Source organism: Paraburkholderia sp. SUR17 (genome assembly GCF_029536165.1).
GTDB lineage: Bacteria > Pseudomonadota > Gammaproteobacteria > Burkholderiales > Burkholderiaceae > Paraburkholderia > Paraburkholderia kururiensis.
Genome location: NZ_CP120508.1, coordinates 49,041 through 72,262, shown reverse-complemented (window position 1 = coordinate 72,262; position 23,222 = coordinate 49,041). Strand labels below are relative to the sequence as shown.

The 23,222-nt window shown below is 65.6% G+C and carries 22 protein-coding genes; 16 read left to right on the top strand and 6 right to left on the bottom strand.

Features of this window, described 5'->3' with window-relative positions; all coding sequences use genetic code 11:
- Positions 1-252 precede the first annotated feature (252 nt).
- The 9 genes from P2869_RS00345 (at position 253) to hslU (ending at position 9,941) form a co-directional block, all read left to right on the top strand.
- The gene (locus P2869_RS00345; protein ID WP_277597148.1) at positions 253-1,137 is read left to right on the top strand and encodes a lipid A biosynthesis lauroyl acyltransferase; all 885 of its coding nucleotides are present in this window, start codon (positions 253-255) and stop codon (positions 1,135-1,137) included.
- A 54-nt stretch (positions 1,138-1,191) separates the two neighbouring features.
- Complete coding sequence (gene dapF / locus P2869_RS00340) at positions 1,192-2,067, top strand: diaminopimelate epimerase (RefSeq protein WP_126878580.1); 876 nt, start codon at positions 1,192-1,194, stop codon at positions 2,065-2,067.
- Between the two features lie 132 nt (positions 2,068-2,199).
- A complete protein-coding gene (locus P2869_RS00335) occupies positions 2,200-3,003 on the top strand; it encodes a DUF484 family protein (protein WP_277597147.1) in 804 nt (267 codons plus the stop codon).
- A gap of 30 nt (positions 3,004-3,033) precedes the next feature.
- A complete protein-coding gene (gene xerC, locus P2869_RS00330; RefSeq protein ID WP_277597146.1) occupies positions 3,034-3,957 on the top strand; it encodes a tyrosine recombinase XerC in 924 nt (307 codons plus the stop codon).
- A gap of 145 nt (positions 3,958-4,102) precedes the next feature.
- Complete coding sequence (locus P2869_RS00325; protein WP_017772399.1) at positions 4,103-5,305, top strand: class I SAM-dependent rRNA methyltransferase; 1,203 nt, start codon at positions 4,103-4,105, stop codon at positions 5,303-5,305.
- A gap of 176 nt (positions 5,306-5,481) precedes the next feature.
- Positions 5,482-6,558 (top strand): GTP-binding protein, encoded by a 1,077-nt coding sequence (locus P2869_RS00320; protein ID WP_017772398.1) that lies wholly within the window; start codon positions 5,482-5,484, stop codon positions 6,556-6,558.
- 648 nt (positions 6,559-7,206) lie between these two features.
- On the top strand, positions 7,207-7,626 hold the full coding sequence (gene dksA / locus P2869_RS00315) for an RNA polymerase-binding protein DksA (RefSeq protein ID WP_017772397.1): 420 nt from the start codon (positions 7,207-7,209) through the stop codon (positions 7,624-7,626).
- Between the two features lie 385 nt (positions 7,627-8,011).
- Complete coding sequence (gene hslV / locus P2869_RS00310) at positions 8,012-8,548, top strand: ATP-dependent protease subunit HslV (protein WP_017772396.1); 537 nt, start codon at positions 8,012-8,014, stop codon at positions 8,546-8,548.
- 43 nt (positions 8,549-8,591) lie between these two features.
- Entirely contained in the window at positions 8,592-9,941 is a 1,350-nt protein-coding gene (gene hslU, locus P2869_RS00305) for an ATP-dependent protease ATPase subunit HslU (RefSeq protein ID WP_017772395.1), read from the top strand.
- A gap of 98 nt (positions 9,942-10,039) precedes the next feature.
- On the opposite strand, the gene P2869_RS00300 is transcribed toward hslU, so the two are convergent.
- The 3 genes from P2869_RS00300 to P2869_RS00290 all read right to left on the bottom strand — a co-directional run bounded on the left by P2869_RS00300 (position 10,040) and on the right by P2869_RS00290 (position 12,452).
- Positions 10,040-10,582 (bottom strand): response regulator transcription factor, encoded by a 543-nt coding sequence (locus tag P2869_RS00300; RefSeq protein ID WP_017772394.1) that lies wholly within the window; start codon positions 10,580-10,582, stop codon positions 10,040-10,042.
- A 160-nt stretch (positions 10,583-10,742) separates the two neighbouring features.
- Positions 10,743-12,101 (bottom strand): ATP-binding protein, encoded by a 1,359-nt coding sequence (locus P2869_RS00295; protein ID WP_277597145.1) that lies wholly within the window; start codon positions 12,099-12,101, stop codon positions 10,743-10,745.
- A gap of 108 nt (positions 12,102-12,209) precedes the next feature.
- On the bottom strand, positions 12,210-12,452 hold the full coding sequence (locus tag P2869_RS00290) for a cysteine-rich CWC family protein (protein ID WP_017772392.1): 243 nt from the start codon (positions 12,450-12,452) through the stop codon (positions 12,210-12,212).
- Positions 12,453-12,807: 355 nt separating this feature from the next.
- Between P2869_RS00290 and argB the strand changes: the two genes are divergently transcribed.
- The 7 genes from argB to P2869_RS00255 all read left to right on the top strand — a co-directional run bounded on the left by argB (position 12,808) and on the right by P2869_RS00255 (position 19,927).
- Complete coding sequence (gene argB, locus P2869_RS00285) at positions 12,808-13,707, top strand: acetylglutamate kinase (protein WP_017772391.1); 900 nt, start codon at positions 12,808-12,810, stop codon at positions 13,705-13,707.
- Between the two features lie 17 nt (positions 13,708-13,724).
- Positions 13,725-14,519 (top strand): pyrimidine 5'-nucleotidase, encoded by a 795-nt coding sequence (locus tag P2869_RS00280; RefSeq protein WP_277597144.1) that lies wholly within the window; start codon positions 13,725-13,727, stop codon positions 14,517-14,519.
- Positions 14,486-15,262: a nucleoid occlusion factor SlmA gene (slmA, locus tag P2869_RS00275; RefSeq protein WP_277597143.1), complete on the top strand. Its 777-nt coding sequence runs from the start codon at positions 14,486-14,488 to the stop codon at positions 15,260-15,262. Before P2869_RS00280 ends, slmA begins: the two co-directional genes overlap by 34 nt.
- 290 nt (positions 15,263-15,552) lie before the next feature.
- Positions 15,553-16,698: a homoserine O-acetyltransferase gene (locus tag P2869_RS00270; protein ID WP_277597142.1), complete on the top strand. Its 1,146-nt coding sequence runs from the start codon at positions 15,553-15,555 to the stop codon at positions 16,696-16,698.
- Entirely contained in the window at positions 16,695-17,303 is a 609-nt protein-coding gene (metW, locus tag P2869_RS00265) for a methionine biosynthesis protein MetW (RefSeq protein WP_277597141.1), read from the top strand. Before P2869_RS00270 ends, metW begins: the two co-directional genes overlap by 4 nt.
- 75 nt (positions 17,304-17,378) lie before the next feature.
- Positions 17,379-18,773: an AmpG family muropeptide MFS transporter gene (locus tag P2869_RS00260; protein WP_277597140.1), complete on the top strand. Its 1,395-nt coding sequence runs from the start codon at positions 17,379-17,381 to the stop codon at positions 18,771-18,773.
- Complete coding sequence (locus P2869_RS00255) at positions 18,770-19,927, top strand: M48 family metallopeptidase (protein WP_277597139.1); 1,158 nt, start codon at positions 18,770-18,772, stop codon at positions 19,925-19,927. The genes P2869_RS00260 and P2869_RS00255 overlap by 4 nt, the downstream gene beginning before the upstream one ends.
- Here the strand turns inward: P2869_RS00255 and P2869_RS00250 are convergent.
- The 3 genes from P2869_RS00250 to gatB form a co-directional block, all read right to left on the bottom strand.
- Positions 19,924-20,709 carry an exodeoxyribonuclease III gene (locus P2869_RS00250; protein WP_199543016.1) on the bottom strand — a complete coding sequence of 262 codons (786 nt, stop codon included), beginning with the start codon at positions 20,707-20,709 and terminating at the stop codon, positions 19,924-19,926. The two genes, P2869_RS00255 and P2869_RS00250, sit on opposite strands and share 4 nt — an antisense overlap.
- 66 nt (positions 20,710-20,775) lie before the next feature.
- Entirely contained in the window at positions 20,776-21,615 is an 840-nt protein-coding gene (locus P2869_RS00245; protein ID WP_017772383.1) for a PPK2 family polyphosphate kinase, read from the bottom strand.
- Between the two features lie 134 nt (positions 21,616-21,749).
- Positions 21,750-23,222 carry an Asp-tRNA(Asn)/Glu-tRNA(Gln) amidotransferase subunit GatB gene (gene gatB, locus P2869_RS00240; protein ID WP_277597138.1) on the bottom strand — a complete coding sequence of 491 codons (1,473 nt, stop codon included), beginning with the start codon at positions 23,220-23,222 and terminating at the stop codon, positions 21,750-21,752.

The window sequence follows — 23,222 nt, the reverse complement described above, 5'->3', positions numbered from 1 at the left end:
TCCTTGGTTACGGTTGATCTTCACGTAGCCAGCTTCGGGAGCCTGAAGCGGCGACGCTTTAGCGGATTTGCTGCCAGGCCGGCGTTTGTTGCGCGTGCCTGTTTCGCCCCGCAAGTTGTCTATTAACTCGGCGAAGCCCGTATTATAGCGGCTTCCCTGATTTGTCGCTGAGTAACCACGCGTGCTGTATTACGACCTTTTCTCCGTCTTTCTGAAGTGCGCCGGGTTCGAGGCGCGGCCCGGAGCCCGCGCATGCTAGGCCGCCTCGGCACCCATTTCGGCATCGGCCTCCTCAAGCTGTTCGCGATCCTGCCATACGGTTTCGTCGCGCGTCTGGGCGACGGCCTCGGCTGGCTCCTCTACCAGATTCCCAGCCGCCGCAAGCGCATCGTCCACATCAACCTCAAGCTCTGCTTTCCCGAATGGAGCGACGAGCGTCGTGAGGAAGTGGCGGGCAAGCATTTTCGGCATGCCATCCGCAGCTATCTGGAGCGCAGCGTCCAGTGGTTCGGCTCGGCAAAGAAGCTCGAAAAGCTCATTCAGGTGGAAAGCGAAGTGGATCTGAGCGACCCCGACCTGCCGCCCACGCTCTTTCTTGGCTTCCACTTCGTCGGTATCGAAGCGGGTTCGATCTTCCTGAACTATTCGCTGCACCGGCGCTGCGGCTCGCTCTATCAGCCCATGTCGAACCCGCTGCTCGAAGAAGTGGCGAAGGCGGCACGCGCGCGCTTCGACGCCGACATGGCGAGCCGCGCCGACAGCGCGCGCATCGTGCTGCGCTGGCTGCGCGAGCGCAAACCCGTGATGCTCGGCGCCGACATGGACTACGGCGCGCGTAACTCCACGTTCGTGCCGTTCTTCGGCGTGCCCACCTGCACGCTCACGGCAGTGGGCCGCCTTGCCAAGGTGGGACACGCGCAGGTGGTGCCGTTCATCGGCGAAGTGCTGCCCCACTACAAGGGCTACAAGCTCAAGATCTTCAAGCCGTGGGACCACTACCCCACCGGCGACGACGACGCGGACGCGCGCCGCATGAACGCGTTCCTCGAAGAGCAGATTCCGCGCATTCCCGAGCAGTACTACTGGGTTCACAAGCGCTTCAAGACGCGGCCGCCGGGCGAGCCGAGCGTGTATTGACCAGGCCGTCGGTAAAGGCATAAGCGGGCCCGGCACGTCGCTTACAATAGCGGGATGAAACTGAAATTCACCAAAATGCACGGCGCAGGCAACGACTTCGTCGTGCTGGACGGCTACACGCAGCCGCTCTCGCTGAGCCCGGCGCGCGTGCGCGCGCTCGCCGACCGGCATTTCGGCGTAGGCGCCGACCAGCTGCTGCTGGTGGAAAAACCCACGATCGAAGGCGTCGATTTCAGATACCGCATCTTCAATTGCGACGGCGGCGAGGTCGAGCATTGCGGCAACGGCGCGCGCTGCTTCGTGCGCTTCGTGCGCGAACGCAAGCTCACCGAAGCCAGCAGCATCCGCGTCCAGGTGCAGAACGGCGTGATCGCCCTCACCGTGCAGGAGAACGGCGAAGTGGTCGTGGACATGGGCACGCCGGTGTTCGAGCCCGCCCGCCTGCCGTTCGACACGAACGGGCTGGACGGCCGCCGCGAAGGCCGCGACACGCTCTGGCCACTCGAGGTGAACGGTACGGTGCGGTGGGTGTCGGCGGTGTCGATGGGCAATCCGCATGCCGTGCAGGTGGTGGACGACGTCGAAGCGTTCCCGGTTGGCGAAGACGGCCCCGTAATCGAGCGGCACGCGCGCTTCGCGCAGAAAGTGAACGCCGGCTTCATGCAGATCGTGTCGCGCCGCGAGATTCGCCTGCGCGTCTACGAGCGCGGCGCTGGCGAAACGCTCGCCTGCGGCACGGGGGCCTGCGCGGCGGTGGCAGCCGGCATCCGGCGCGGGCTGCTCGACACGCCGGTGACGGTGCACACGCACGGCGGCGTGCTGACGATTTCGTGGGACGGCGCGCGTGACGAAACCGCGCCGCTCTTCATGGCCGGACCGGCGACGACCGTTTTCGAAGGCGAACTGGACCTGGACACGCTGCCCGAATAAGCTGCCGTGCAAGGTGCAAATGCCGGCGGCAAGCAGACGACAGGCGCCGCGCGCAAGCGCGGCGGCATCCGAACCACTCATTCAACCGATTGACCGACGCGCGGCCCGCCGCGCCTCTCCCAAGCCCAGACCATGAACGATCGCGAAGTCGCCGACTATCTGCTCGCCAATCCCGATTTCTTCACCGAGCACGCCGAACTGCTGGCCACGATCCGGCTCGGCAATCCGCACGGCAAAGCCGCGGTGTCACTGCAGGAGCGGCAGATGGAAATGCTGCGCGACAAGAACAAGCTGCTCGAACGGCGCCTTGCCGAGCTGCTGCGCTACGGCCACGAGAACGACAGCATCGCCGCGAAATTCCACCGCTGGACCACGCGCGTGATTTCGGAGCGCGACCCGTACGCGCTGCCGCGCACCATCGCCGACAACCTGCGCGACGTGTTCGACGTGCCGCAGGCCGCGCTGCGCGTGTGGGACGTGGCCGAGCAGTACGCTCAGGCCGATTTCGCCCGCCACACCGGCGAGGAAGTGCGGATCTTCGCCAACAGCCTCGCGGCGCCGTACTGCGGCGCGAACACCGGTTTCGAGGCGGCGCAATGGCTCGCGGCGTCGGCGGCGTCCACGGCGGCGGCTGCGTCCGGCCCCGCTTCAGTGACGGCTTCGCCTTTGACCAATGCCGGCTCGGCGCACGCCGAAGCGGCCGGCAACGATGCGGCCGTGGCCGCGTCATCGGGCACCGGCACCAGCACCGGCATCGAATCGATCGCCATTCTCGCGCTGCGCGACCCGCAGGCCGACGCCGCGGCGCCGGCGTTCGGCTTGCTCGTGATGGGCTCGCCCGATCCGCGCCGCTTCCACGAAGGCATGGCGACGGACTTCCTTTCGCAGATCGGGGCCCTCGCGAGCGCCGCGCTGACGCGCCTGCTGCCGCGCTGAACCCAATCTGATCCCGCTTCGTCCAGTCACGTGAACGCCACCGACCCCACCGCCACCTACCTGTCGGGCCTCGAGCACGAGCGGCGGCTGTCGGCGCACACGCTGCGTGGCTACACGCACGAACTCGACGAACTGAAGAGGCTGGCGAACGGCCGGCCGCTGGAAAGCCTGACGGCCACGGACATCCGCGGCGCCGTGGCCCGCGCCCATGCGGGCGGCTTGTCGGCGCGCTCCATCGCGCACCGGCTTTCGGCCTGGCGCGCGTTCTACCGCTGGTACGCGGGGCACGTGGAACTGACCGCGAATCCGGTCGCCACGGTGCGCGCGCCGAAGCGGGCGAAGACCTTGCCGAAGGCGCTCTCCGTCGACGACGCCAACGCGCTGATGGATGCGCCGTCGCCCAGCACCGCCGAAGGCCTGCGCGACCACGCCATGCTCGAACTGTTCTACTCGTCGGGATTGCGGCTCGCCGAGCTGGTGGGTCTCGACGTGACGTACGCGAAGGCGGACGGCCACGAATCCGCAGGCTGGCTCAAGCTCGACGCCGCCGAAGTGGAAGTGCTCGGCAAGGGCAACCGGCGTCGCGTGGTGCCCGTGGGCCGCAAGGCGCTCGACGCGCTCAACGCCTGGCTCGCCGTGCGTCACGAATTCGTGAAGGCCGACCCGCAGCCGCTGTTCCTCTCGGTGCGCGGCAACCGGATGTCGCCCAACGTGGTGCGCGAGCGCGTGAAGCGCGCCGCCATTGCCGCGGGCATTCCTGCCAACGTGCATCCGCACGTGCTGCGCCACTCGTTCGCCACGCACGTGCTCCAGTCGAGCGGCGATCTGCGCGCGGTCCAGGAACTGCTCGGACACGCGAGCATCACCGCCACCCAGGTCTATACGTCGCTCGATTTCCAGCATCTCGCGCGCGTCTACGATCAGGCCCATCCGCGGGCGAAAAAACGCGACTAACGCCTGAGGCCCTCGGCATCGCTGCGCTGCCGCCGTGTCAGCGGCGCGATGCCTACGCTGTGCGTCGCCGCCGCTTCGCGTAACCGCGTTATTGCTGCCTATTGCCGCCCTTTAGCGCCTCCTGTATCACCCAACCGAATCCGTCATGAATACCGTTACGCTCAAACCGTCGAAAGAGAAATCGCTGCTGCGTCGCCACCCGTGGGTCTACGCGAATGCGATCGACCGCGTCGACGGCAAGCCGGCTTCCGGCGCCACCGTCATCGTGCGGGCGCACGATGGCCGGTTCCTCGCGCGCGCCGCCTGGAGCGCGCAGTCGCAGATCCGCGCCCGCGTGTGGAGCTTCGACGAAGCCGAACCCATCGATCACGCCTTCTTCAAGCGCCGCGTGCAGCGCGCGCTGGCGCACCGCCAGCAGATGGTGCGCGACACGGGCGCGGTGCGCCTGATCTTCGGTGAGGCGGACGGCCTGCCAGGCCTGATCGTCGACTACTACACCGCCGACGACGCCGAGGCGCGCGGCCAGCTCGTCTGCCAGTTCATGGCGGCGGGCGTCGAAGCCTGGAAGGACGCGATCGTGGCGGCGCTCGTGGGCGCGACCGGTTGCCCGAACGTCTACGAGCGCTCGGACGTGTCGATCCGCGAGAAGGAAGGACTCGAGCAGACAACCGGCGTGCTGGCGGGCGACGCACCGCCCGAGACGCTCGTCGTCACCGAAAACGGCGTGCGCTACCACGTGGATGTGCGCAACGGCCACAAGACCGGCTTCTACATCGACCAGCGCGACAACCGCGCGCTCGTGCAGACCTTCGCGCAAGGCCGCGACGTGCTGAACTGCTTCTGCTACACGGGCGGCTTTTCACTCGCGGCGCTCAAGGGCGGCGCGGCACGCGTGGTGTCCATCGATTCTTCGGGCGAAGCGCTCGCGCTTGCCCAGCAGAACGTCACGGCGAACGGCTTCGACGCGGCGCGCGCCACGTGGCTCGACGCCGACGCGTTCCGCACGCTGCGCAGCCTCTACGACGACGGCCAGCGCTTCGACCTGATCGTGCTCGATCCGCCGAAGTTCGCACCGTCGCGCGAGCACGTCGATCGGGCGGCACGCGCGTACAAGGACATCAACCTCAGCGGCTTCAAACTGCTGCGGCCGGGCGGCCTGCTGTTCACCTACTCGTGCTCGGGCGCGATCGACGCGGAACTGTTCCAGAAGATCGTTGCCGGCGCGGCCGCCGACGCGCGCGTGGACGCGCGCATCCTCAAGCGGCTCGGCGCGGGCGTCGATCACCCGCTGCTCACGGCCTTTCCGGAAGGCGAGTACCTGAAGGGACTGCTGTTGCAAATCGCCTGAGCGGCCCCATTTAGGAGGCTGTTTTTGCGCTGGCGGCGGCCTCGTCCGTACGGCCAACGCGCCCGGTCGCCGCAAGCGGTTGGGAGGCAGATATGTTTCAATAGCCAATTCGATTGCCCGTGCCACGGCGCCCGGGCCACCCTAATTCACGATTCACGCATTGACAGGCGACCAGCATGATTCCCGTTACCATCCTCACCGGCTTTCTGGGCAGCGGCAAAACCACGCTGCTCAAGCGCATCCTGAACGAGAAGCACGGCATGAAGATCGCCGTGGTGGAAAACGAGTTCGGCGAGGAGAACATCGACAACGACATCCTCGTGCAGGACTCGAACGAGCAGATCATCCAGATGAGCAACGGCTGTATCTGCTGCACGATTCGCGGCGACCTCGCGCGCGTGCTGGGCGATCTGGCGGCGAAGAAGCGCGACGGCAAGCTCGACTTCGACCGCGTCGTGATCGAGACCACGGGCCTCGCCAATCCGGGCCCCGTGGCGCAGACGTTCTTCATGGATAACGAGATCGCCGACGAATTTCTGCTCGACGCCATCATCACGCTCGTGGACGCAAAGCACGCGAACCACCAGCTCGACGAACACGAAGTCGTGCAGCGTCAGGTGGGTTTCGCCGATCGCCTTTTCATCACGAAGTCCGACCTCGTCGACGAAAACGCGCTGACTGACCTGCGCCACCGGCTCGTCCACATGAATCCGAAGGCGTCCATCCGTGTCGTCAATTTCGGCGAAGCGGACATCAAAGAAGTGTTCGACCTGCGCGGCTTCAACCTGAACGCGAAGCTCGAGATCGATCCGGACTTCCTCGCCGAAGACGAGCACGATCATGCTCATGACCACGAGCACCACGATCATGACCACGCCGATTGCGACCACGACCACGGCCACTGCAATCACGAAGGCCACGATCACGGCCATCACCACCATCACGCGCATCACGACGACAAGATCAAGTCGTTCGTCTACCGTAGCGACCGGCCGTTCGATCCGAACCGGCTGGAAGACTTCCTCGGCGGCATCCTGCAGATCTACGGCGAACGTCTGCTGCGCTACAAGGGCGTGCTGTACATGAAGGGCGTAGACCGCAAGGTCGTGTTCCAGGGCGTGCACCAGATGATGGGCAGCGACCTCGCCTCGAAGTGGCTGCCGGCGGAGAAGAAGACGAACAAGATGGTGTTCATCGGTATCGAGCTGCCGCAAGACCTGATTACCGACGGCCTCGACGCCTGTCTCGCCTGAGCGCCAGCCAGAGAGCAGCAGTGGATTCGCGTGGGCCGCGAGGCCTTGCGTAGGGGTCCAGTAAGGGTCGGCCCGCATTCAGAAATGCGGGCCGACTCCGTTATGGAAGCACAAACGCGAATCGTCGCTTTTTCGCAGTTGCCGGGTTATATTTTCGGGATTGCGGGTGCGGCTACGCGGGTTTCCCTGCTTGCGGCGGCAGATTGTGATTCAGTTACAATATGTGCCCACTAGAGAATGAGAACCTTGGCCCGGTTGTGAAGCGTGCGCCGAAGGTGGGTACCTGAAGAGGTACCGAGGAGCGGGCGAGGCAAACACCTCGACGGTAGACGCAACGACGCGCAACCGTGCGCAGCAACGGGTAAGAAACGGCAAGTACGGCACCGGGAAACCTTATCCGGAGCATGCCGATGGCCAGCCGGCGAATGGCGCGAAAGGGCGCTCGCCGGTACGAAAAATGCCTCAGGAGCATCTGTAGATCGGTTTCCAGAGGAGTTCGGCCCCGCATCGGCGCTTCGGCGTCACGACAAAGAGCCTGTCGTCCGTGTTCGCCGGCACTCGTTGAGCGCCATGAAAGCCATTGCGGGTAACACGAAAGTGCGGGCAACATGTGTAACAGTTTTGCCTCACATTGAAGAAGCAAGCCAGATGACGACGAAACGACTCTTGACCGAAGCCGAAATCCTGAAGATGAGCGACAAGGATTACATGAACGACGATCAGCTCGCTTTCTTCAAGAACCGGCTTGAACAGCTGCAGGCGGAAATTCTCCGCAATGCGGGCCAGACAACCGAGAATCTTCGCGAAACCGTGATCGTGCCGGACCCGGCCGACCGCGCGACCATCGAAGAAGAGCATGCGCTGGAGCTGCGCACGCGCGACCGCGAACGCAAGCTGCTGAAGAAGGTGCAGCAGTCGCTTGCACGCATCGAATCCGGCGAATACGGCTGGTGCGAAGAAACCGGCGAGCCGATCGGCATTCCGCGTCTGCTCGCACGGCCCACGGCCACGCTCTCGCTCGAAGCGCAGGAGCGGCGCGAGCTGCGCCAGAAGCTGTTCGGCGATTGATTGCTGCGGCGCGGCCTGGCCTCAGTCAGACCCGCGCGCAGAGATGAGCTTCATGACGAGGCGCACGGCTTGCCGTGCGCCTTTTTCTTTGGGGTGCCGCTTATCTCTCGCGTCGAGCGCTTGCCTCCCGCACACTCCTTCGCTAACGCCGACCTGCCCCACTGCCGCCCCGCCCTGGCATATGGCACTTAATAACCGACCCGAGGCGTCACGTGATGCAAGCCGGCATCCCGCCTCGTCTGCCCTTGATATGCGCGGGCGCGCCCTAAAATAGACCGAATACGCGTGTACCGGCGCGCCGCTGCATGCGCGCCGCCCGCCTCCGGATTCCGGCGGCAGCGCTTGCCGCTGCCGCCTCCACCCGTTTTTGCAACAAGGAACGCACATGGAGCAATTTCACGGTACGACGATCGTTTCCGTGCGGCGCGGCGACAAGGTCGCGCTTGGCGGCGACGGCCAGGTCACCCTCGGCAACATCGTCATGAAAGGCGGGGCGAAGAAGGTCCGGCGCATCTACAACGGCAAGGTGATGGTCGGCTTCGCCGGCGGCACCGCCGACGCGTTCTCGCTGCTCGACCGCTTCGAAGCCAAGCTCGAAAAGCATCAGGGCAATCTCACCCGCGCTGCGGTGGAACTCGCCAAAGACTGGCGTACCGACCGCATGCTGCGCCGCCTCGAAGCCATGCTGATCGCTGCGGATTCGCAGACCACGCTCGTCATCACCGGCAACGGCGACGTGCTGGACCCCGAAGGCGGCATCTGCGCCATCGGCTCGGGCGGCGCCTACGCCCAGGCGGCCGCGCGTGCGCTGGTGGACAACACCGACCTGTCGCCGCGCGAGATCGTCGAGAAGTCGCTGGAGATTGCCGGCGACATGTGCATCTACACGAACCACAATCGCGTCATCGAAACCATCGAGTAACGGACGTAACGGACATAACGGACGAGCCAAGGACAGATCCACGATGAGCACCATGACCCCTGCCGAGATCGTCTCGGAACTCGACAAGCACATCATCGGCCAGGCGCGCGCGAAGAAAGCCGTCGCCGTCGCACTGCGTAATCGCTGGCGCCGGCAGCAGGTAGCCGAACCGCTGCGTCAGGAAATCACGCCCAAGAACATTTTGATGATCGGACCGACCGGCGTCGGTAAAACCGAAATTGCGCGCCGTCTCGCGAAGCTGGCAGACGCACCGTTCATCAAGATCGAAGCCACGAAGTTCACCGAAGTGGGCTACGTGGGCCGCGACGTCGACAGCATCGTGCGCGACCTGATCGAAATCTCCGTCAAGCAGACGCGCGAAGCGGAAATGCGCAAGGTCCGCACGAAGGCGCAAGATCTCGCCGAAGACCGCATTCTCGACATTCTGTTGCCGCCGGCACGGCCGGTCGGCTTCGGCTCGGGCGCCACGAGTGACAGCAGCCACGGCGACTCGGACAGCACCACGCGCCAGACCTTCCGCAAGCGCCTGCGCGAAGGCCAGCTCGACGACAAGGAAATCGAACTCGACGTGGAGTTGCCGCAGGTCGGCATGGACATCATGGGGCCGCCGGGCATGGAAGACATGACCGAGCAGATTCGTTCGATGTTCGCGAACCTGGGCGGCGGCAAGAAAACGCGCCGCAAGCTGAAGGTGAGCGAGGCGCTGAAAGTGCTGACCGACGAAGAAGCCGGCAAGATGCTCAACGAAGAAGAGGTGAAGACGAAGGCTGTGCAGAACGTCGAGCAGAACGGCATCGTGTTCCTCGACGAAATCGACAAGATCACCTCGCGCAACGAAGCCGGTGCCGGCGAAGTGTCGCGCCAGGGTGTACAGCGCGATCTGCTGCCGCTCGTGGAAGGCACCACCATCAACACGAAGTACGGGATGGTGAAGACCGATCACATCCTGTTCATCGCGAGCGGCGCGTTCCATCTGGCCAAGCCGAGCGACCTGATTCCCGAACTGCAGGGGCGCTTTCCGATTCGCGTCGAGCTGGATTCGCTTTCCGTGAAGGACTTCGAGGCCATTCTGGTGGCCACCGACGCGAGCCTCGTCAAGCAATACCAGGCGCTCCTCGCCACCGAAGACGTGCAGCTCGATTTCGCCGAAGACGGCATCCGGCGCCTCGCCGAGATTGCCTACGCCGTGAACGAGAAGACCGAGAACATCGGTGCACGCCGGCTCTATACGGTGATCGAAAAGCTGCTGGAGGAAATCTCGTTTGCCGCCGGCAACCACGCGGGTACCAGCGTGACCATCGACGCCGCTTACGTGGACCGCGCATTGAACGAAGTCTCGCAGGACGAAGACCTCTCGCGCTACGTGCTCTAACCAGGCCGCCTGCAAGGCGCCCTAAGCAAAACGAAGACGCCCGGCGCCTGACGCGCCGGGCGTTTTTATTTCTGCAATCGCCTTCGAGCCGCCAACGCTCACTGCTTCACCGGACGCTTCGCGAGCTTGCGCTGCAGCGTGCGCCGATGCATGTTGAGCGCCCGCGCCGTCGCGGAGATATTGCCGCCGTTCTCGGCCAGCACGCGCTGAATGTGCTCCCATTCGAGCCGCGCCACCGAAAGCGGCATGGGATGTTCCAGCGCCTCTTCGGCCTGAACCGCGCTCGCGTCGCTCTGCAGCGCAGAGAGAATCGTCTCCACGTTCGCCGGCTTGGCGAGGTAGTTGTCCGCGCCGTCCTTCACTGCCTGAACGGCGGTGGCGATGCTCGCGTACCCCGTCAGCACGAGGATGCGCGCGTCCGGCTGAAGCTCGCGCAGCGGCGCCACGAGGCTCAAGCCGGAGTCGTTGCCGAGATGCAGGTCCACCGTGATCTGGCCGAATTTCTGCTGATTCGCCAACCGGATCGCCTCGTCCCCGTCGTGTGCCTGCTGCACCGTAAAGCCGCGCCGGGCGAGGCCGCGGGCCAGAATGCCCGAGAACACCTCGTCGTCGTCGATCACCAGGAAATTCATGTCGCTCATTGGTCTTTTCTCCGTGTTATGCGGTGCGGCCGCCCGGCCCTTCGGTCCTTTCCGGCTCTTTGCTCTTTGCCGGGTGCCCTTGCCGTTTGTCCTTTACCAGCCACCGCGCCTGGTCAGTTCCTGATCCTGCGCCTTTCATGCCGCGATGAAATGACCTGGATCATGTCGCCGCAGAACCGGCGACGCCGCCGGCCGCGTCCGCGCCGGTCGGGGTAGGAACCACGATGTGTGTGGCGGGCAGTCGCAACAGCGCCCGCGTACCGCGTGGCGCCCGGCCGCTCGCGGCAGCCGCCGCCGACGACGAAGTCGAGGCGGCCGCGGGAGCGACATCGGCCAGCTCGATCGAGCCGCCCAGCCGAGCCGCCGCCGAAAACGCGAGATACAGGCCCACGCCGTGACCGCCCTGCGTGCTATCCACCGGCACCGTGCCGAGCGACGCCCGCAACGACGGCGGGATGCCTGGGCCCGCGTCGCAAACCTCGAATTCGACCAGATCTTCGTGCCCGGCAGGGCGCGCGGTCAGCGTCACGTGATCGCGGCTCACGCGCGCGGCGTTGTCGAGCAGGATGGTCAGAATCTGGCCGACGGCCACCGTGTCGTCCACGGCGAGGCTGGCGGGCGGCTCGCCCATCAACTCGAATTTCACGTGCGGATGGCGCAGCCGCCACTGCTCCGCAAACGGGCCCATCCATTCGCTCACCGCCTGGCGGCTGCCGCCCGACGACGCCCGGCTGCGCAACCGGGCCAGCGCCGAGGTGCACAGCGTCATCTGCTTTTCGAGCAGTTCGAGGTCGGCCGCGTAGGGCGCAAGGCCTTGATCGGTGCGGGCGGCGTCGCGCAGCTCCTCGGTGAGCATGGCGATCGTAGAGAGCGGCGTGCCGATCTCGTGTGCGACGGTGGCGGCCTGCACGCCGAGCGCCACAGCCCGCTCGTCACGCAACAGCCTTTGCTGGGCGTCGCCCAGCGCCGCGTCGCGCTGGCGCAGCGCGCCCGACATACGCGCCACGAACCACGCGATCAGCCCCACGCTCACCATGAAGTTGACCCACATGCCCGCGCGGTAGTAGTCGAACAGGTTCGCGGGGTTGTCCATGTTGAGCGGCACGGAGTCGAACCCGAGCACCGCGTAGCAGGACACGGCGAACGCGGCGAGCCACAGCATCAGGTGCCAGGGCAGCACGGCAGCGGCAATGGCAAGCGACGGCAGATAGAGCGAGACGAACGGATTCGTGGTGCCCCCGGAGAGGAACAGCAGCGCCGAGAGCGCGCCCAGGTCTACCCAGATCTGGCCGAACAGTTCGAGATTGGATTCCGGGCGCTCCTGCGAGACGCGCAGCCAGGTGAGCCCGTTGAAAATGACCTCGAGCCCGATCACGAGCAGCATGGCCGGAATGGGCAGGTGCACGCCGAAGAAGACCTGCACGGCCGCGATCGTGCAGAGTTGCCCGATGATGGCGAGACTGCGCAGCCAGAACAGATGGCCGAGATTGACGCGGCCGGTCATGGTGATTCGATGCATCCGGGGAGTTTAACCGCTAGCAGCACGGCGGCGCGGACTGGTTATTTCGTCCACGTCAATACCTGTGCATTGTCGGCGCAGGCGAGCGGCCGTTCTTGCGGAGGTGTCTCACGCGCCCGCGGGGCCGGGCGGATCGTGGGGCCGCCTCGCCTCGGCGCTGGCGAGGTCGTCGGCGAGGCATTCGGGGCACAGGCACGGCATGCCTCGGACAAGCCGGTCGGCCTGCACAGCCGGCATGGCCCGGCACCAGCAGTCGAACGGGTCGGTGTGGCGGCCGCAGTCGAACGCCCGGCCGCAGCGCGGGCACCGCACGCTCGCCGGCTCCCTGGAGGTGGATGCGGACTGGCTCATTGCGATTTCCCGTGGAAGAAGGCGGTCGAAAGGGAAGGTTCGGAAATGATGCCACGAGTCGCGCCGCCCGACTGTGCGCAACCGTCCCCGGCTGCATACTGCACCTACCTGTTTGCACCTTCCTGTTGCTGCCGCCGGGCAGGCATCCGCACGGCGCCAGAACATCTTTTGCGCACCGCGCAAGCGCGCCACTAAAACCCGGGCAAAACCTCGTGTTACGCCCAGCGCTGCCCATTCGGCAGCCCCCGAATGCCGGCCTGGAAATGCCTGTTGCAGCGCGCCAGTCCTGTACAATTCGCGGTTGATTCACCCACCGCCGTCGATTCTTTCACCGTTTCACGCCGAGCCCGCCGCCATGTCCGAACCTGCCGACCTCTCGCAGATTCCCCCCACCCTCAAGGCCGAAATTCTGGCCGAGGCGCTGCCCTACATTCGCCAGTACCACGGCAAGACCGTGGTCATCAAATACGGCGGCAACGCCATGACGGAAGAGCGGCTCAAGCAGGGCTTCGCGCGCGACGTGATCCTGCTGAAGCTGGTGGGCATCAATCCGGTCATCGTGCACGGCGGCGGCCCGCAGATCGACCAGGCGCTCAAGAAGATCGGCAAGCAGGGCACCTTCATCCAGGGCATGCGCGTCACGGACGAAGAGACGATGGAGGTTGTCGAATGGGTGCTGGGCGGCGAAGTGCAGCAGGACATCGTTACGCTCATCAACCACTTCGGCGGCCACGCGGTGGGCCTGACGGGTAAGGACGGCGGTCTCATCCACGCCCGCAAGCTGATGATGCCGGACCGCGACAATCCGGGTCAGTACGTCGATATCGGCCAGGTGGGCGAGGTGGAAGCCATCAACCCAGCCGTGGTGAAGGCGCTGCAGGACGACGCGTTCATTCCCGTCATTTCGCCCATCGGCTTCGGCGAAGACGGCCTCTCGTACAACATCAACGCCGACCTCGTGGCCGGCAAGCTGGCCGTGGTGCTGAACGCCGAGAAGCTCGTGATGATGACCAACATCCCGGGCGTCATGGACAAGGCCGGCAATCTGCTCACCGACCTCTCCGCCCGCGAGATCGACGCCCTTTTCGCAGACGGCACGATTTCGGGCGGCATGCTGCCGAAGATCGCCTCCGCGCTGGATGCCGCGAAGAGCGGCGTGCATTCGGTGCACATCATCGATGGCCGCATCGAGCACTCGGTGCTGCTCGAAATTCTCACCGAGCAGCCCTTCGGCACGATGATCCGCTCGCATTGAGCAGCCACGGAAAAAGCGTGTCCACGTTCGTGCGCGCGCCACGCCGGCGGCCTCGTGCGCAGCGCGGCGCGCCGGTGTGGCTCTTCGATCTGGACAACACGCTGCATGCGGCCTCGCATGCGGTGTTTCCGGCCATCAACCGGGCGATGACGCAATACATCGTCGACGTGCTCGAAGTCACCCACGACGAGGCGAACCAGCTGCGCACGAGCTACACGCAGCGGTACGGCGCCACGCTGCTCGGCCTCACGCGCCACCATCCGGTCGATCCGCACCATTTTCTCAAGGTCGTCCACACCTTCCCAGACCTGCGTTCCATGCTGCGCGCCGAGCGCGGCCTCGCTCGCCTCGTCGCCGCGCTGCCGGGGCGCAAGATGGTGCTCACCAACGCGCCCGAAGCCTACGCGCGCGCCGTGCTTGCGGAACTCGGCATCGAACGGCTGTTCGAGCGCGTGATTGCCATCGAACACATGCGCGACCGCCATGGCTGGCGCGCCAAGCCCGACGCCACCATGCTGCGGCGAGCCATGCGCGACGCCCACGTGCCGCTGCTCGACGCGACGCTCGTCGAAGACACGCGCGGTCACCTGAAGCGCTACCGGCGCCTTGGCATCCGCACGGTCTGGATCACGGGACACCTGCCTGCCCTGCCGCGCGCGCCCGGCGTGCCGGCCCGGCTACCCGGCACTGGCCGTCCGCATTATGTCGACCGCTGCATTCGTTCGTTAAAATCGTTGCACACCGGCGCCGGCCGGGCGCGATTCAAGGGGCGACACTCATGCAGCCAAACGCCAGACCTGACGCAGCCGTAGACGAAGACCCGTTCGACGTCGAGCGTCCCGCCGCGCCGCTCACACCCTCAGCGGCAACCGCGGACGGCAACGCAAACCCAGGCGCCCCGTCGGCGCCCCAGCGGGCGAGCCGTCCGAAACCCGGCGAGCGTCGCGTGCACATTCTGCAAACGCTCGCCACCATGCTCGAAGCGCCCAAGAGCGAAAAGATCACCACGGCGGCACTCGCGGCGCGCATCGGTGTATCGGAAGCGGCGTTGTATCGCCATTTCGCGAGCAAGGCCCAGATGTTCGAAGGCCTGATCGAGTTCATCGAGCAGACCATCTTCGGACTCATCAACCAGATCGTCGCGAAAGAGCCGAACGGCGTGCTCCAGGCGCGTGCCATTGGGCTCATGTTGCTCAACTTCGCCGCGAAAAATCCCGGCATGACGCGCGTTCTGACAGGCGAGGCATTGGTGGGCGAGCACGAACGGCTCACCGAGCGCGTGAACCAGATGACCGAGCGCATCGAGGCATCGGTGAAGCAATGCCTGCGGGTGGGGCTGACGGACGCCGGCACGTCCGCAGCGTCGGCTGACGGCAACGCCAACACAGCGGCAGCGGCAGCCGCCGTGCCGCTGCCGCCCGATTACGACCCGGTGGTGCGCGCGAGTCTACTCGTGAGCTACGTGATCGGCCGCTGGCACCGCTACGCCAAGAGCGGCTTTGCGCGCGAGCCCGGCGAACAGGCCGACGCCCAGTTGCGGCTCATCCTGCAGTAGCGTCGAGGGCGGCCGTGAGTGGCCATGGATAAAAGCCTAAGCGCCGCCGAACCCTCGCGTTCAACCGGAGCGCTTCATCCGGCCGCCGCGCATTTTCCGCTATACTCTGCGTTCACCAAGGCATCACCAACACGCGCCGATTTGCTGACTCGATTGCGGGCGCGCGAACCAGCCGGGCCAGTCCCAGCGGTTCACTATAAATGCGGCTAAAGAGGTCGTCAGCCGCGCACTCTCCTTCCTCCCGCGCACCGCAGACACCATTTAGCCGCCCTGTCATCTAGGCGGAATGAATGGAATCCATCGGGATCGTCGCTCCACAAAAACTGCATTTTGCCGAGCCGCTGCGTCTGCAGAACGGTAGCTCGCTGGCCGGTTACGACCTCATGGTCGAGACCTACGGCACCCTCAACGCCGAGCGCAGCAACGCCGTGCTCGTCTGCCACGCGCTCAACGCCTCGCACCACGTCGCGGGCGTCTACGCCGACGACCCCAAGAACGTCGGCTGGTGGGACAACATGGTGGGCCCCGACAAGCCGCTCGACACCAACCGCTTCTTCGTGATCGGCGTGAACAACCTGGGTTCGTGCTTCGGCTCCACGGGGCCCATGAGCATCGACCCGGGCACGGGCCGTCCGTATGGGGCGCGCTTTCCTGTCGTCACCGTCGAAGACTGGGTCAACGCGCAGGTGCGCGTGGCGGACTTGTTCGGTATCGAAAAATTCGCGGCCGTGATGGGTGGAAGCCTCGGCGGCATGCAGGCGCTCGCGTGGAGCACGATGTACCCGGACCGCGTGGGCCATTGCATCGTAGTCGCGTCCACGCCCAAGCTCTCGGCACAGAACATCGCGTTCAACGAGGTGGCGCGCTCCGCGATTCTCTCGGACCCCGACTTCCACGGCGGCGACTACTACGCCCACGGCGTGAAGCCCAAGCGCGGCCTGCGCGTGGCACGCATGATCGGCCACATCACGTACCTCTCCGACGACGACATGGCCGCCAAATTCGGCCGCGCGCTGCGCCGCGCCGAAGGCGCCCACGACGCCTACAACTTCAGCTTCGACGTGGAGTTCGAAGTGGAGTCGTACCTGCGCTATCAGGGCGACAAGTTCGCCGAGTACTTCGACGCGAACACCTACCTGCTGATTACGCGCGCGCTCGACTACTTCGACCCCGCCAAGGCCTACGACGGCGATCTCACCGCTGCGCTCGCCCATACGAAGGCAAAGTACTTCATCGCGAGCTTCACGACCGACTGGCGCTTCGCGCCCGCGCGTTCGCGCGAAATCGTGAAGGCGCTGCTCGATCACAAGCGCCGAGTCACGTACGCCGAAATCGACGCGCCGCACGGCCACGACGCCTTCCTGCTCGACGACGCGCGCTACCACAACCTGATGCGCGCCTATTACGAACGCATTGCCGCCGAGGTTGGCGTATGAACCAGACCGCATTCAACAATCTCGCCACGCGCGAGGACTTCCGCGCCATCGCGCGCTGGGTGGAACCGCGCTCGACGGTGCTTGATCTCGGCTGCGGCGACGGCTCGCTGCTCTCGCTGCTCACCGAGGAACTGGAGGTGTTCGGCTACGGCATCGAGATCAACGACGCCGGCGTGCTCGCCTCCACGAAGAACGGCATCAACGTGATCCAGCAGAACCTGGAAGACGGCCTGCGGCTCTTCGAAGACGCCAGCTTCGACTTTGCGATCCTCTCGCAGACGCTGCAGACCATCCACCAGACCGCCGCGATCCTGCGCGAGACGGTGCGCGTGGGCAAAGAGTGCATCGTGTCGTTCCCGAACTTCGGCTACTGGCCGCACCGGCTTTCGGTGCTGCGCGGCCGCATGCCCGTGTCGAAATCGCTGCCGTACCAGTGGCACAACACGCCGAACGTGCGCGTGCTCACGATCAAGGACTTCGAGGCGCTCGCGCCGGAAGTGGGCATCGAAATTCTCGATCGCGTGGTGCTGCACGGCGGCCAGACGGTGCGTTGGGGCGCGAACTGGCGTGGTAGTCTTGCGGTCTATCGCGTCAGGAAAAGCTGACCGGGCCGCCGCGACGGGGGCCGGTCGGCGCGAATCCAGCTCCATCCGCTGACCCACGCTCCACACCGCTGCCACATGCCGAATCCGCTGCACGAGGTACCCGCACTCACTGCCCACGAAGAACATCCCGGGTGGCGTGCGTATCTGAACACGCACATGCTGATCTGCGTGTTTCTCGGCTTCACGTCGGGCTTGCCGCTCTTCACGCTGGTCTACCTCGTGCAGGCGTGGCTGCGTTCCGAAGGCGTGAACCTCAAGGAAATCGGCCTCTTCGCGCTGATCCAGTTTCCCTACACGTGGAAGTTCGTGTGGGCGCCGCTCATGGACCGCTACGTGCCGCGTCTACCAGGCTGGCGGCCGGGCCGTCGGCGCGGCTGGATGCTGCTCACGCAGATTCTCGTGGCGGGCGCCATTGCGGCGCTCGGCTTCGTCTCGCCGCGCGATTCGATCTGGACCGTGGCTGCGCTCACCGCGCTCGTCGCGTTCTTCGGCGCGAGCCAGGACATCGTGATCGACGCCTACCGCCGCGAGTTGCTCTCTGACACGCAGCAAGGCCTCGGCAACGCGGTGCACGTCAACGCGTACAAGATCGCGGCGCTGATTCCGGGCTCGCTCGCGCTGATTCTCTCCGACCATCTGCCGTGGACCACGGTGTTCGCCGTCACCGCGGCGTTCATGCTGCCGGGCATGGTGATGACGCTCGTGGTGAACGAGCCCGCGGTGCACGGCACGCCGCCCAAAAACCTGCGCGACGCCATCATCCTGCCGTTTCGCGAGTTCGTTGAACGCGACGGCTGGCGCGGCGCGCTCTTTGTGCTCGCGTTCATCTTCCTTTACAAGCTCGGCGACACGATGGCGACCACGCTCTCGACGTCGTTCTTTCTCGACATCGGCTTCTCGCGCACGCAGATCGGCGTGATCGCGAAGACCACGGCGTTCGGCGCGAGCCTGGCGGGCGGCATTATCGGCGGCGTGTGGCTGGTGAAGATCGGCATCGGGCGCGGGCTCTGGATCTTCGGCGCGTTGCAGATGGTCTCCACGCTCGGCTTCGCCTGGCTCGCCCAGGTGGGCCCCGGCTCGCCCGTGCTCGCTGCGCTCTACGACTTCACGGTGGGCGCGAGTCATCTCACGGGCACGCTCTTCTCCGTGTTCGGCGCGAGTTCGCAGATGCAGCTCGATCCGCGGTCCGTCGCGCTCGCGCTCGTGTTCGGTTTGGAGACCTTCGCAACGGGCCTCACGATGGCCGCGTTCACCGCCTATATCGCGAGCACCACGGACCCGCGCTACACGGCCACGCAGTTCGCGCTTTTCACGAGCCTCGCCTCGGTGCCGCGCACGCTGGCGTCGGCCGCGAGCGGTTATGTGGTCGCGCAAATCGGCTGGTTCGATTACTTCCTTGCGTGCACCGCGCTTGCGCTGCCGGGCATGCTGCTGCTCGTGCGCATCGCGCCGTGGAGGCTGCGCTCGTGAAGCCGCGAGCCACTGTGGCAACGGACTGCGGACGCGGCGCGTCGTCGCCGGCATCGTCCCGGCTGAGCGCGTTGCTGATTGTGGGGGCGCTGGCGGCCACGGGGCTATTGCCCGCAGCACGCGCCGCCGACGCGTCCGCAGGTGGCACGGGCAGCACGGCTGGCGTGGGCAGTACCACCGGCACGAGCGGCACCGGCACAGCGACTGGCGGCACCAGCGCGGCGACCAGCATGCCCCCTGCTACGGTGCCCGCATCGAACACAGCAGGCCATCCGCCTGCGGCTACGCCGGCTTCCGCAACGGCCGCGAGCGCCAGTTCCACGCCAGGCGGGACGCCCTTCAGCCCTTCGGGCGAGGTGCGCTACGGCCCGAACATGGCCACGTTCCGCAACCTGATTCCGTCGTCGATGCTCGACGCGCAGGCGGCAGCAGAGTTTCAGCAGATCGTCTACGGCGCGCAGCACCAGAACCGCCTGTACCCGGACACCGATGCGCGCGTGAAGCGCGTGCGCGCCATCGTGGAGCGGCTCGCGTCCTACTCCTCGAAGTGGAACGACCGCGTGAAGGGCTGGAAGTGGGACGTTGCGGTGATCCAGTCGCCGGCGGTCCGCATGTACTGTCTGCCGGGCGGCAAGGTCGTGGTGTACGGCGGCATGCTGGACCGCGTGCGGCTCAACGATGACGAACTGGGCGTGCTCACGGCCCATGAGATCGCGCACGCGCTGCGCGAACATGCGCGCGAGCGCCTCGGCGAACAGCAAGCCGCGCAACTCGGCTCGGGCAGCATTCCGCAGTTGTTCGGCCTTGCCGATCTCGGCGCGGCGCCGCTCGGCATCGGTACACAGTTGCTCGAAATGAAGTACGAAAGCGCCGACGAAACAGAAGCCGACGTGATCGGCGCCGACATCGCCTCGCGCGCGGGCTACGATCCGCGCGCCGCCGTCACGCTATGGGACAAGCTCGCTGTCGCGACGCGCGCTGACCGCGAGCAGGGGTTCATCTACGTGCATCCGTACACGACTGCGCGCCGCAAGGACATCATGAAGCGGCTCACCGACATGCTGCCGCTGTACGCGAAAGCGGTGGGCAGCACGGTGGACGCGCTGCCCGACTACGCAGGCACGCCGCGCACGCCCGCTGAACAGCGGCGTTAAGCCTTCGCCTTCAGCTTGTGGTCGTAGTCGACCGTGAGCGGTGCGTGGTCGCTGAACTTGATGTCGCGAAAGATCGAGGTGCGCTTCGCCTTGCCGGCAATGCCGGGCGTCGCGATCTGATAGTCGATGCGCCACCCCACGTTCTTCGCATACGCCTGACCGCGATTGCTCCACCACGTGTACTGCTCGGGCCGCTGGTCGAGCGTGCGGAACACGTCCACGTAACCCACGTCGTCGAAGAGCTTCGTGAGCCACGCGCGTTCTTCGGGCAGGCAGCCCGAATTCTTCTGGTTGCTCTTCCAGTTCTTGATGTCGATTTCCTTGTGGACGATGTTCACGTCGCCGCACACGATCACCTCGCGCTCCGCACGCAGCGCCGCGAGATGCGGCATGAACTCGTCCATGAAGCGGTACTTGGCCTGCTGGCGCTCGTCGCCGCTCGACCCCGAGGGCACGTACACGGACACGATGGAGAGCTTGCCGAAGCGCGCTTCCACGTAGCGGCCTTCCGGGTCGAACTCCTTGCTGCCGAAACCGATCACGACTTCGTCCGGCTCATGCCGCGTATAGAGCCCCGCGCCGCTGTAGCCCTTTTTCACCGCGTGCTGGAAGTAGCCCGTGAAGTCGTGCGGCGCGAGGAACTCGGGCGTCATGTCGTCCTGCGAACACTTGATTTCCTGCACGCAGAGCACGTCGGCGCCCTGGGTGCCAAACCAGTCGAAGAAGCCTTTTTTCGCCGCGGAACGAATGCCGTTGAGGTTGGCGGTGATCACACGCAACATGTCTTTCCTTTTTTGTAGTGGGTTGCCGCGGCGCCGTGCTCATGCGCCGGCGCGCGCGGATCGTGCCTATTCCACCTGCAGGCCCTTCAGCGATTCCTTCGCCGCCGGGTATTCGAGGTTCATCGATTCGAGCAGACGCAGCAACAGTTCCGCCACCATGAGGTTGCGGTGCGTCTTCGAGTCGGCGGGAATCACGTACCACGGCGCGATCTCGGTGGACGTGGCCGCGAGCGCCTCGCCATAGGCGGTCTGATACGGGTCCCAAAGCTTGCGGGCCGCGAGGTCGGAGACGTCGAATTTCCAGTGCTTGGTAGGGTCGTCGATGCGCGCCTGGATGCGCTTGCGCTGCTCTTCCTTCGAAATGTGCAGCAGGCATTTGATGATCGCGGTGCCGCTCTCGGCCAGCAGCGACTCGAACTGGCGGATGTGGCGAAAGCGCCGTTCGCGCTCCACGTCGTCGATCTGGCCCAGCACGTAGGGCACGAGCACGTCTTCGTAGTGGCTGCGATTGAAGATGGCCAGTTCGCCCGCGGCGGGCGCGTGGACGTGCACGCGCCAGAGGAAGTCGTGCGCCGATTCGATGGGCGTGGGCGCCTTGAACGGCACGATGCGAATGCCGAGCGGGTCGACCTCGTGGAACACGGCGCGGATCGTGCCGTCCTTGCCGCTCGTGTCCATGCCTTGCAGCACGAGCAGCACGCGCTGGTAACGCTGCGCGTAGAGCCGGTCTTGCTGCGAGTCGAGCTTCATCGTGACTTCGGTGAGGCGCTCGCGGTCGGCGTCTTTCGATCCGCGCGAGAACGGCTTCACGGCCGGGTCGAAATCTGCGAGCGCGAACTTCTTCGCCTTCTTGCTTTCGCTGAAGAACGGCACGCGGAAATCGTCGAGGTCGGGTGCTTTCGCCATCCAGTGCTCCAGTCAAGACAAACGCATTGCGGCGCGCCTGCCGGGGCAAACCCGCTGGTTCGCCCCGTTCGGTTCATGCGCGTGGGCGCGCGATGACGCGAATTGCGGCACGTTGAGGCGCGCCGCCGGCCGGCTTACGAGGATAGCTTCTTCTTTAGCAATTCGTTGACCTGCTGCGGATTCGCCTTGCCCTTGGTCGCCTTCATCGCCTGGCCGATCAGCGCGTTGAACGCCTTGTCCTTGCCCGCGCGGTATTCGTCCACCGACTTCTGGTTGGCGGCCAGCACTTCGTCGATGATCGCTTCCAGCGCGCCGGAATCCGAGATCTGCTTGAGACCCTTCGCCTCGATGATGCGGTCCGCGGCGCCTTCGTCCGTGGCCTTCTCGTCCCACATGGCGAGGAACACTTCCTTGGCGATCTTGTTGGAGATCGTGCCGTCCGCGATGCGTTGCAGCAGCAGCGCGAGCTGCGCCGCGGAAACCGGGCTCTGCTCGACATCGAGCCCTTCGCGGTTCAACTGCGACGACACTTCGCCCATCAGCCAGTTGGCCGCGACCTTTGCTTGAGCTGCGCCCGCCTTCGCCACCACGGCCTCGAAGTACGCGGCCATCGCCTTGCTCGACGTGAGCACGCCCGCGTCGTACGGCGTCACGCCGTACTGTTCGACGAAGCGCCGCTGCATGCCGGCCGGCAGCTCCGGCATCTCGCCCTTCACGCGCTCCACCCAGGCCGCGTCGATCACGAGCGGCATCAGGTCGGGGTCGGGGAAATAGCGATAGTCGTGCGCGTCTTCCTTGCTGCGCATGGAGCGCGTCTCGCGCCGGTCCGGGTCGTAGAGCCGTGTTTCCTGCACCACGGTGCCGCCGTCTTCGATCAGCTCGATCTGGCGGCGCACTTCGTAGTTGATGGCGTCTTCGAGGAAGCGGAACGAGTTGAGGTTCTTGATCTCGGCGCGCGTGCCGAATTCCTTCTGACCCACCGGCCGCACCGACACGTTCGCGTCGCACCGGAACGACCCTTCCTGCATGTTGCCGTCGCAGATGCCGAGCCACATCACGAGCGCGTGCAGCGCCTTCGCGTAGGCGACGGCCTCGACGGCGCTGCGCATTTCCGGCTCGGTGACGATTTCGAGCAGCGGCGTGCCGGCGCGGTTCAGGTCGATGCCCGTCATGCCCGCGAAGTCCTCGTGCAGCGACTTGCCGGCGTCCTCTTCGAGGTGAGCGCGCGTGAGGTTGATGGTCTTCTCGTAAGCGGCCGCGCCGGTCTTCTCGTTGGCGGGCACCTGAATCGTGACGGTGCCGCCCTGCACGACAGGAATCTCGTACTGGCTGATCTGATAGCCCTTCGGGAGATCCGGGTAAAAGTAGTTCTTGCGCGCGAAAATGCTGCGCGGCGCCACCGTCGCGCCGATGGCGAGACCGAAGCGGATGGCGCGTTCCACGGCGCCGCGGTTCATGACCGGCAGCACGCCGGGCAACGCGAGGTCGACGGGGCATGCCTGCGTGTTCGGCGCTGCGCCGAACTGCGTGGATGCGCCGGAGAAAATCTTCGAGGCGGTCGAGAGCTGCGCGTGCGTCTCGAGGCCGATCACCACTTCCCACTGCAT

Bases quoted from the DNA above. Each gene is read 5' to 3' on its own strand.
- gatB (WP_277597138.1), bottom strand. From the start codon at position 23,222: ATGCAGTGGGAAGTGGTGATCGGCCTCGAGACGCACGCGCAGCTCTCG.
- P2869_RS00290 (WP_017772392.1), bottom strand. From the start codon at position 12,452: ATGAGCCAGTCCGCATCCACCTCCAGGGAGCCGGCGAGCGTGCGGTGC.
- P2869_RS00325 (WP_017772399.1), top strand. From the start codon at position 4,103: ATGAATACCGTTACGCTCAAACCGTCGAAAGAGAAATCGCTGCTGCGT.
- P2869_RS00295 (WP_277597145.1), bottom strand. From the start codon at position 12,101: ATGCATCGAATCACCATGACCGGCCGCGTCAATCTCGGCCATCTGTTC.
- P2869_RS00335 (WP_277597147.1), top strand. From the start codon at position 2,200: ATGAACGATCGCGAAGTCGCCGACTATCTGCTCGCCAATCCCGATTTC.
- dapF (WP_126878580.1), top strand. From the start codon at position 1,192: ATGAAACTGAAATTCACCAAAATGCACGGCGCAGGCAACGACTTCGTC.
- metW (WP_277597141.1), top strand. From the start codon at position 16,695: ATGAACCAGACCGCATTCAACAATCTCGCCACGCGCGAGGACTTCCGC.
- P2869_RS00250 (WP_199543016.1), bottom strand. From the start codon at position 20,709: ATGTTGCGTGTGATCACCGCCAACCTCAACGGCATTCGTTCCGCGGCG.
- P2869_RS00300 (WP_017772394.1), bottom strand. From the start codon at position 10,582: ATGAGCGACATGAATTTCCTGGTGATCGACGACGACGAGGTGTTCTCG.
- P2869_RS00320 (WP_017772398.1), top strand. From the start codon at position 5,482: ATGATTCCCGTTACCATCCTCACCGGCTTTCTGGGCAGCGGCAAAACC.
- dksA (WP_017772397.1), top strand. From the start codon at position 7,207: ATGACGACGAAACGACTCTTGACCGAAGCCGAAATCCTGAAGATGAGC.
- hslV (WP_017772396.1), top strand. From the start codon at position 8,012: ATGGAGCAATTTCACGGTACGACGATCGTTTCCGTGCGGCGCGGCGAC.
- hslU (WP_017772395.1), top strand. From the start codon at position 8,592: ATGAGCACCATGACCCCTGCCGAGATCGTCTCGGAACTCGACAAGCAC.
- slmA (WP_277597143.1), top strand. From the start codon at position 14,486: ATGCAGCCAAACGCCAGACCTGACGCAGCCGTAGACGAAGACCCGTTC.
- P2869_RS00245 (WP_017772383.1), bottom strand. From the start codon at position 21,615: ATGGCGAAAGCACCCGACCTCGACGATTTCCGCGTGCCGTTCTTCAGC.
- P2869_RS00270 (WP_277597142.1), top strand. From the start codon at position 15,553: ATGGAATCCATCGGGATCGTCGCTCCACAAAAACTGCATTTTGCCGAG.
- P2869_RS00345 (WP_277597148.1), top strand. From the start codon at position 253: ATGCTAGGCCGCCTCGGCACCCATTTCGGCATCGGCCTCCTCAAGCTG.
- P2869_RS00260 (WP_277597140.1), top strand. From the start codon at position 17,379: ATGCCGAATCCGCTGCACGAGGTACCCGCACTCACTGCCCACGAAGAA.
- argB (WP_017772391.1), top strand. From the start codon at position 12,808: ATGTCCGAACCTGCCGACCTCTCGCAGATTCCCCCCACCCTCAAGGCC.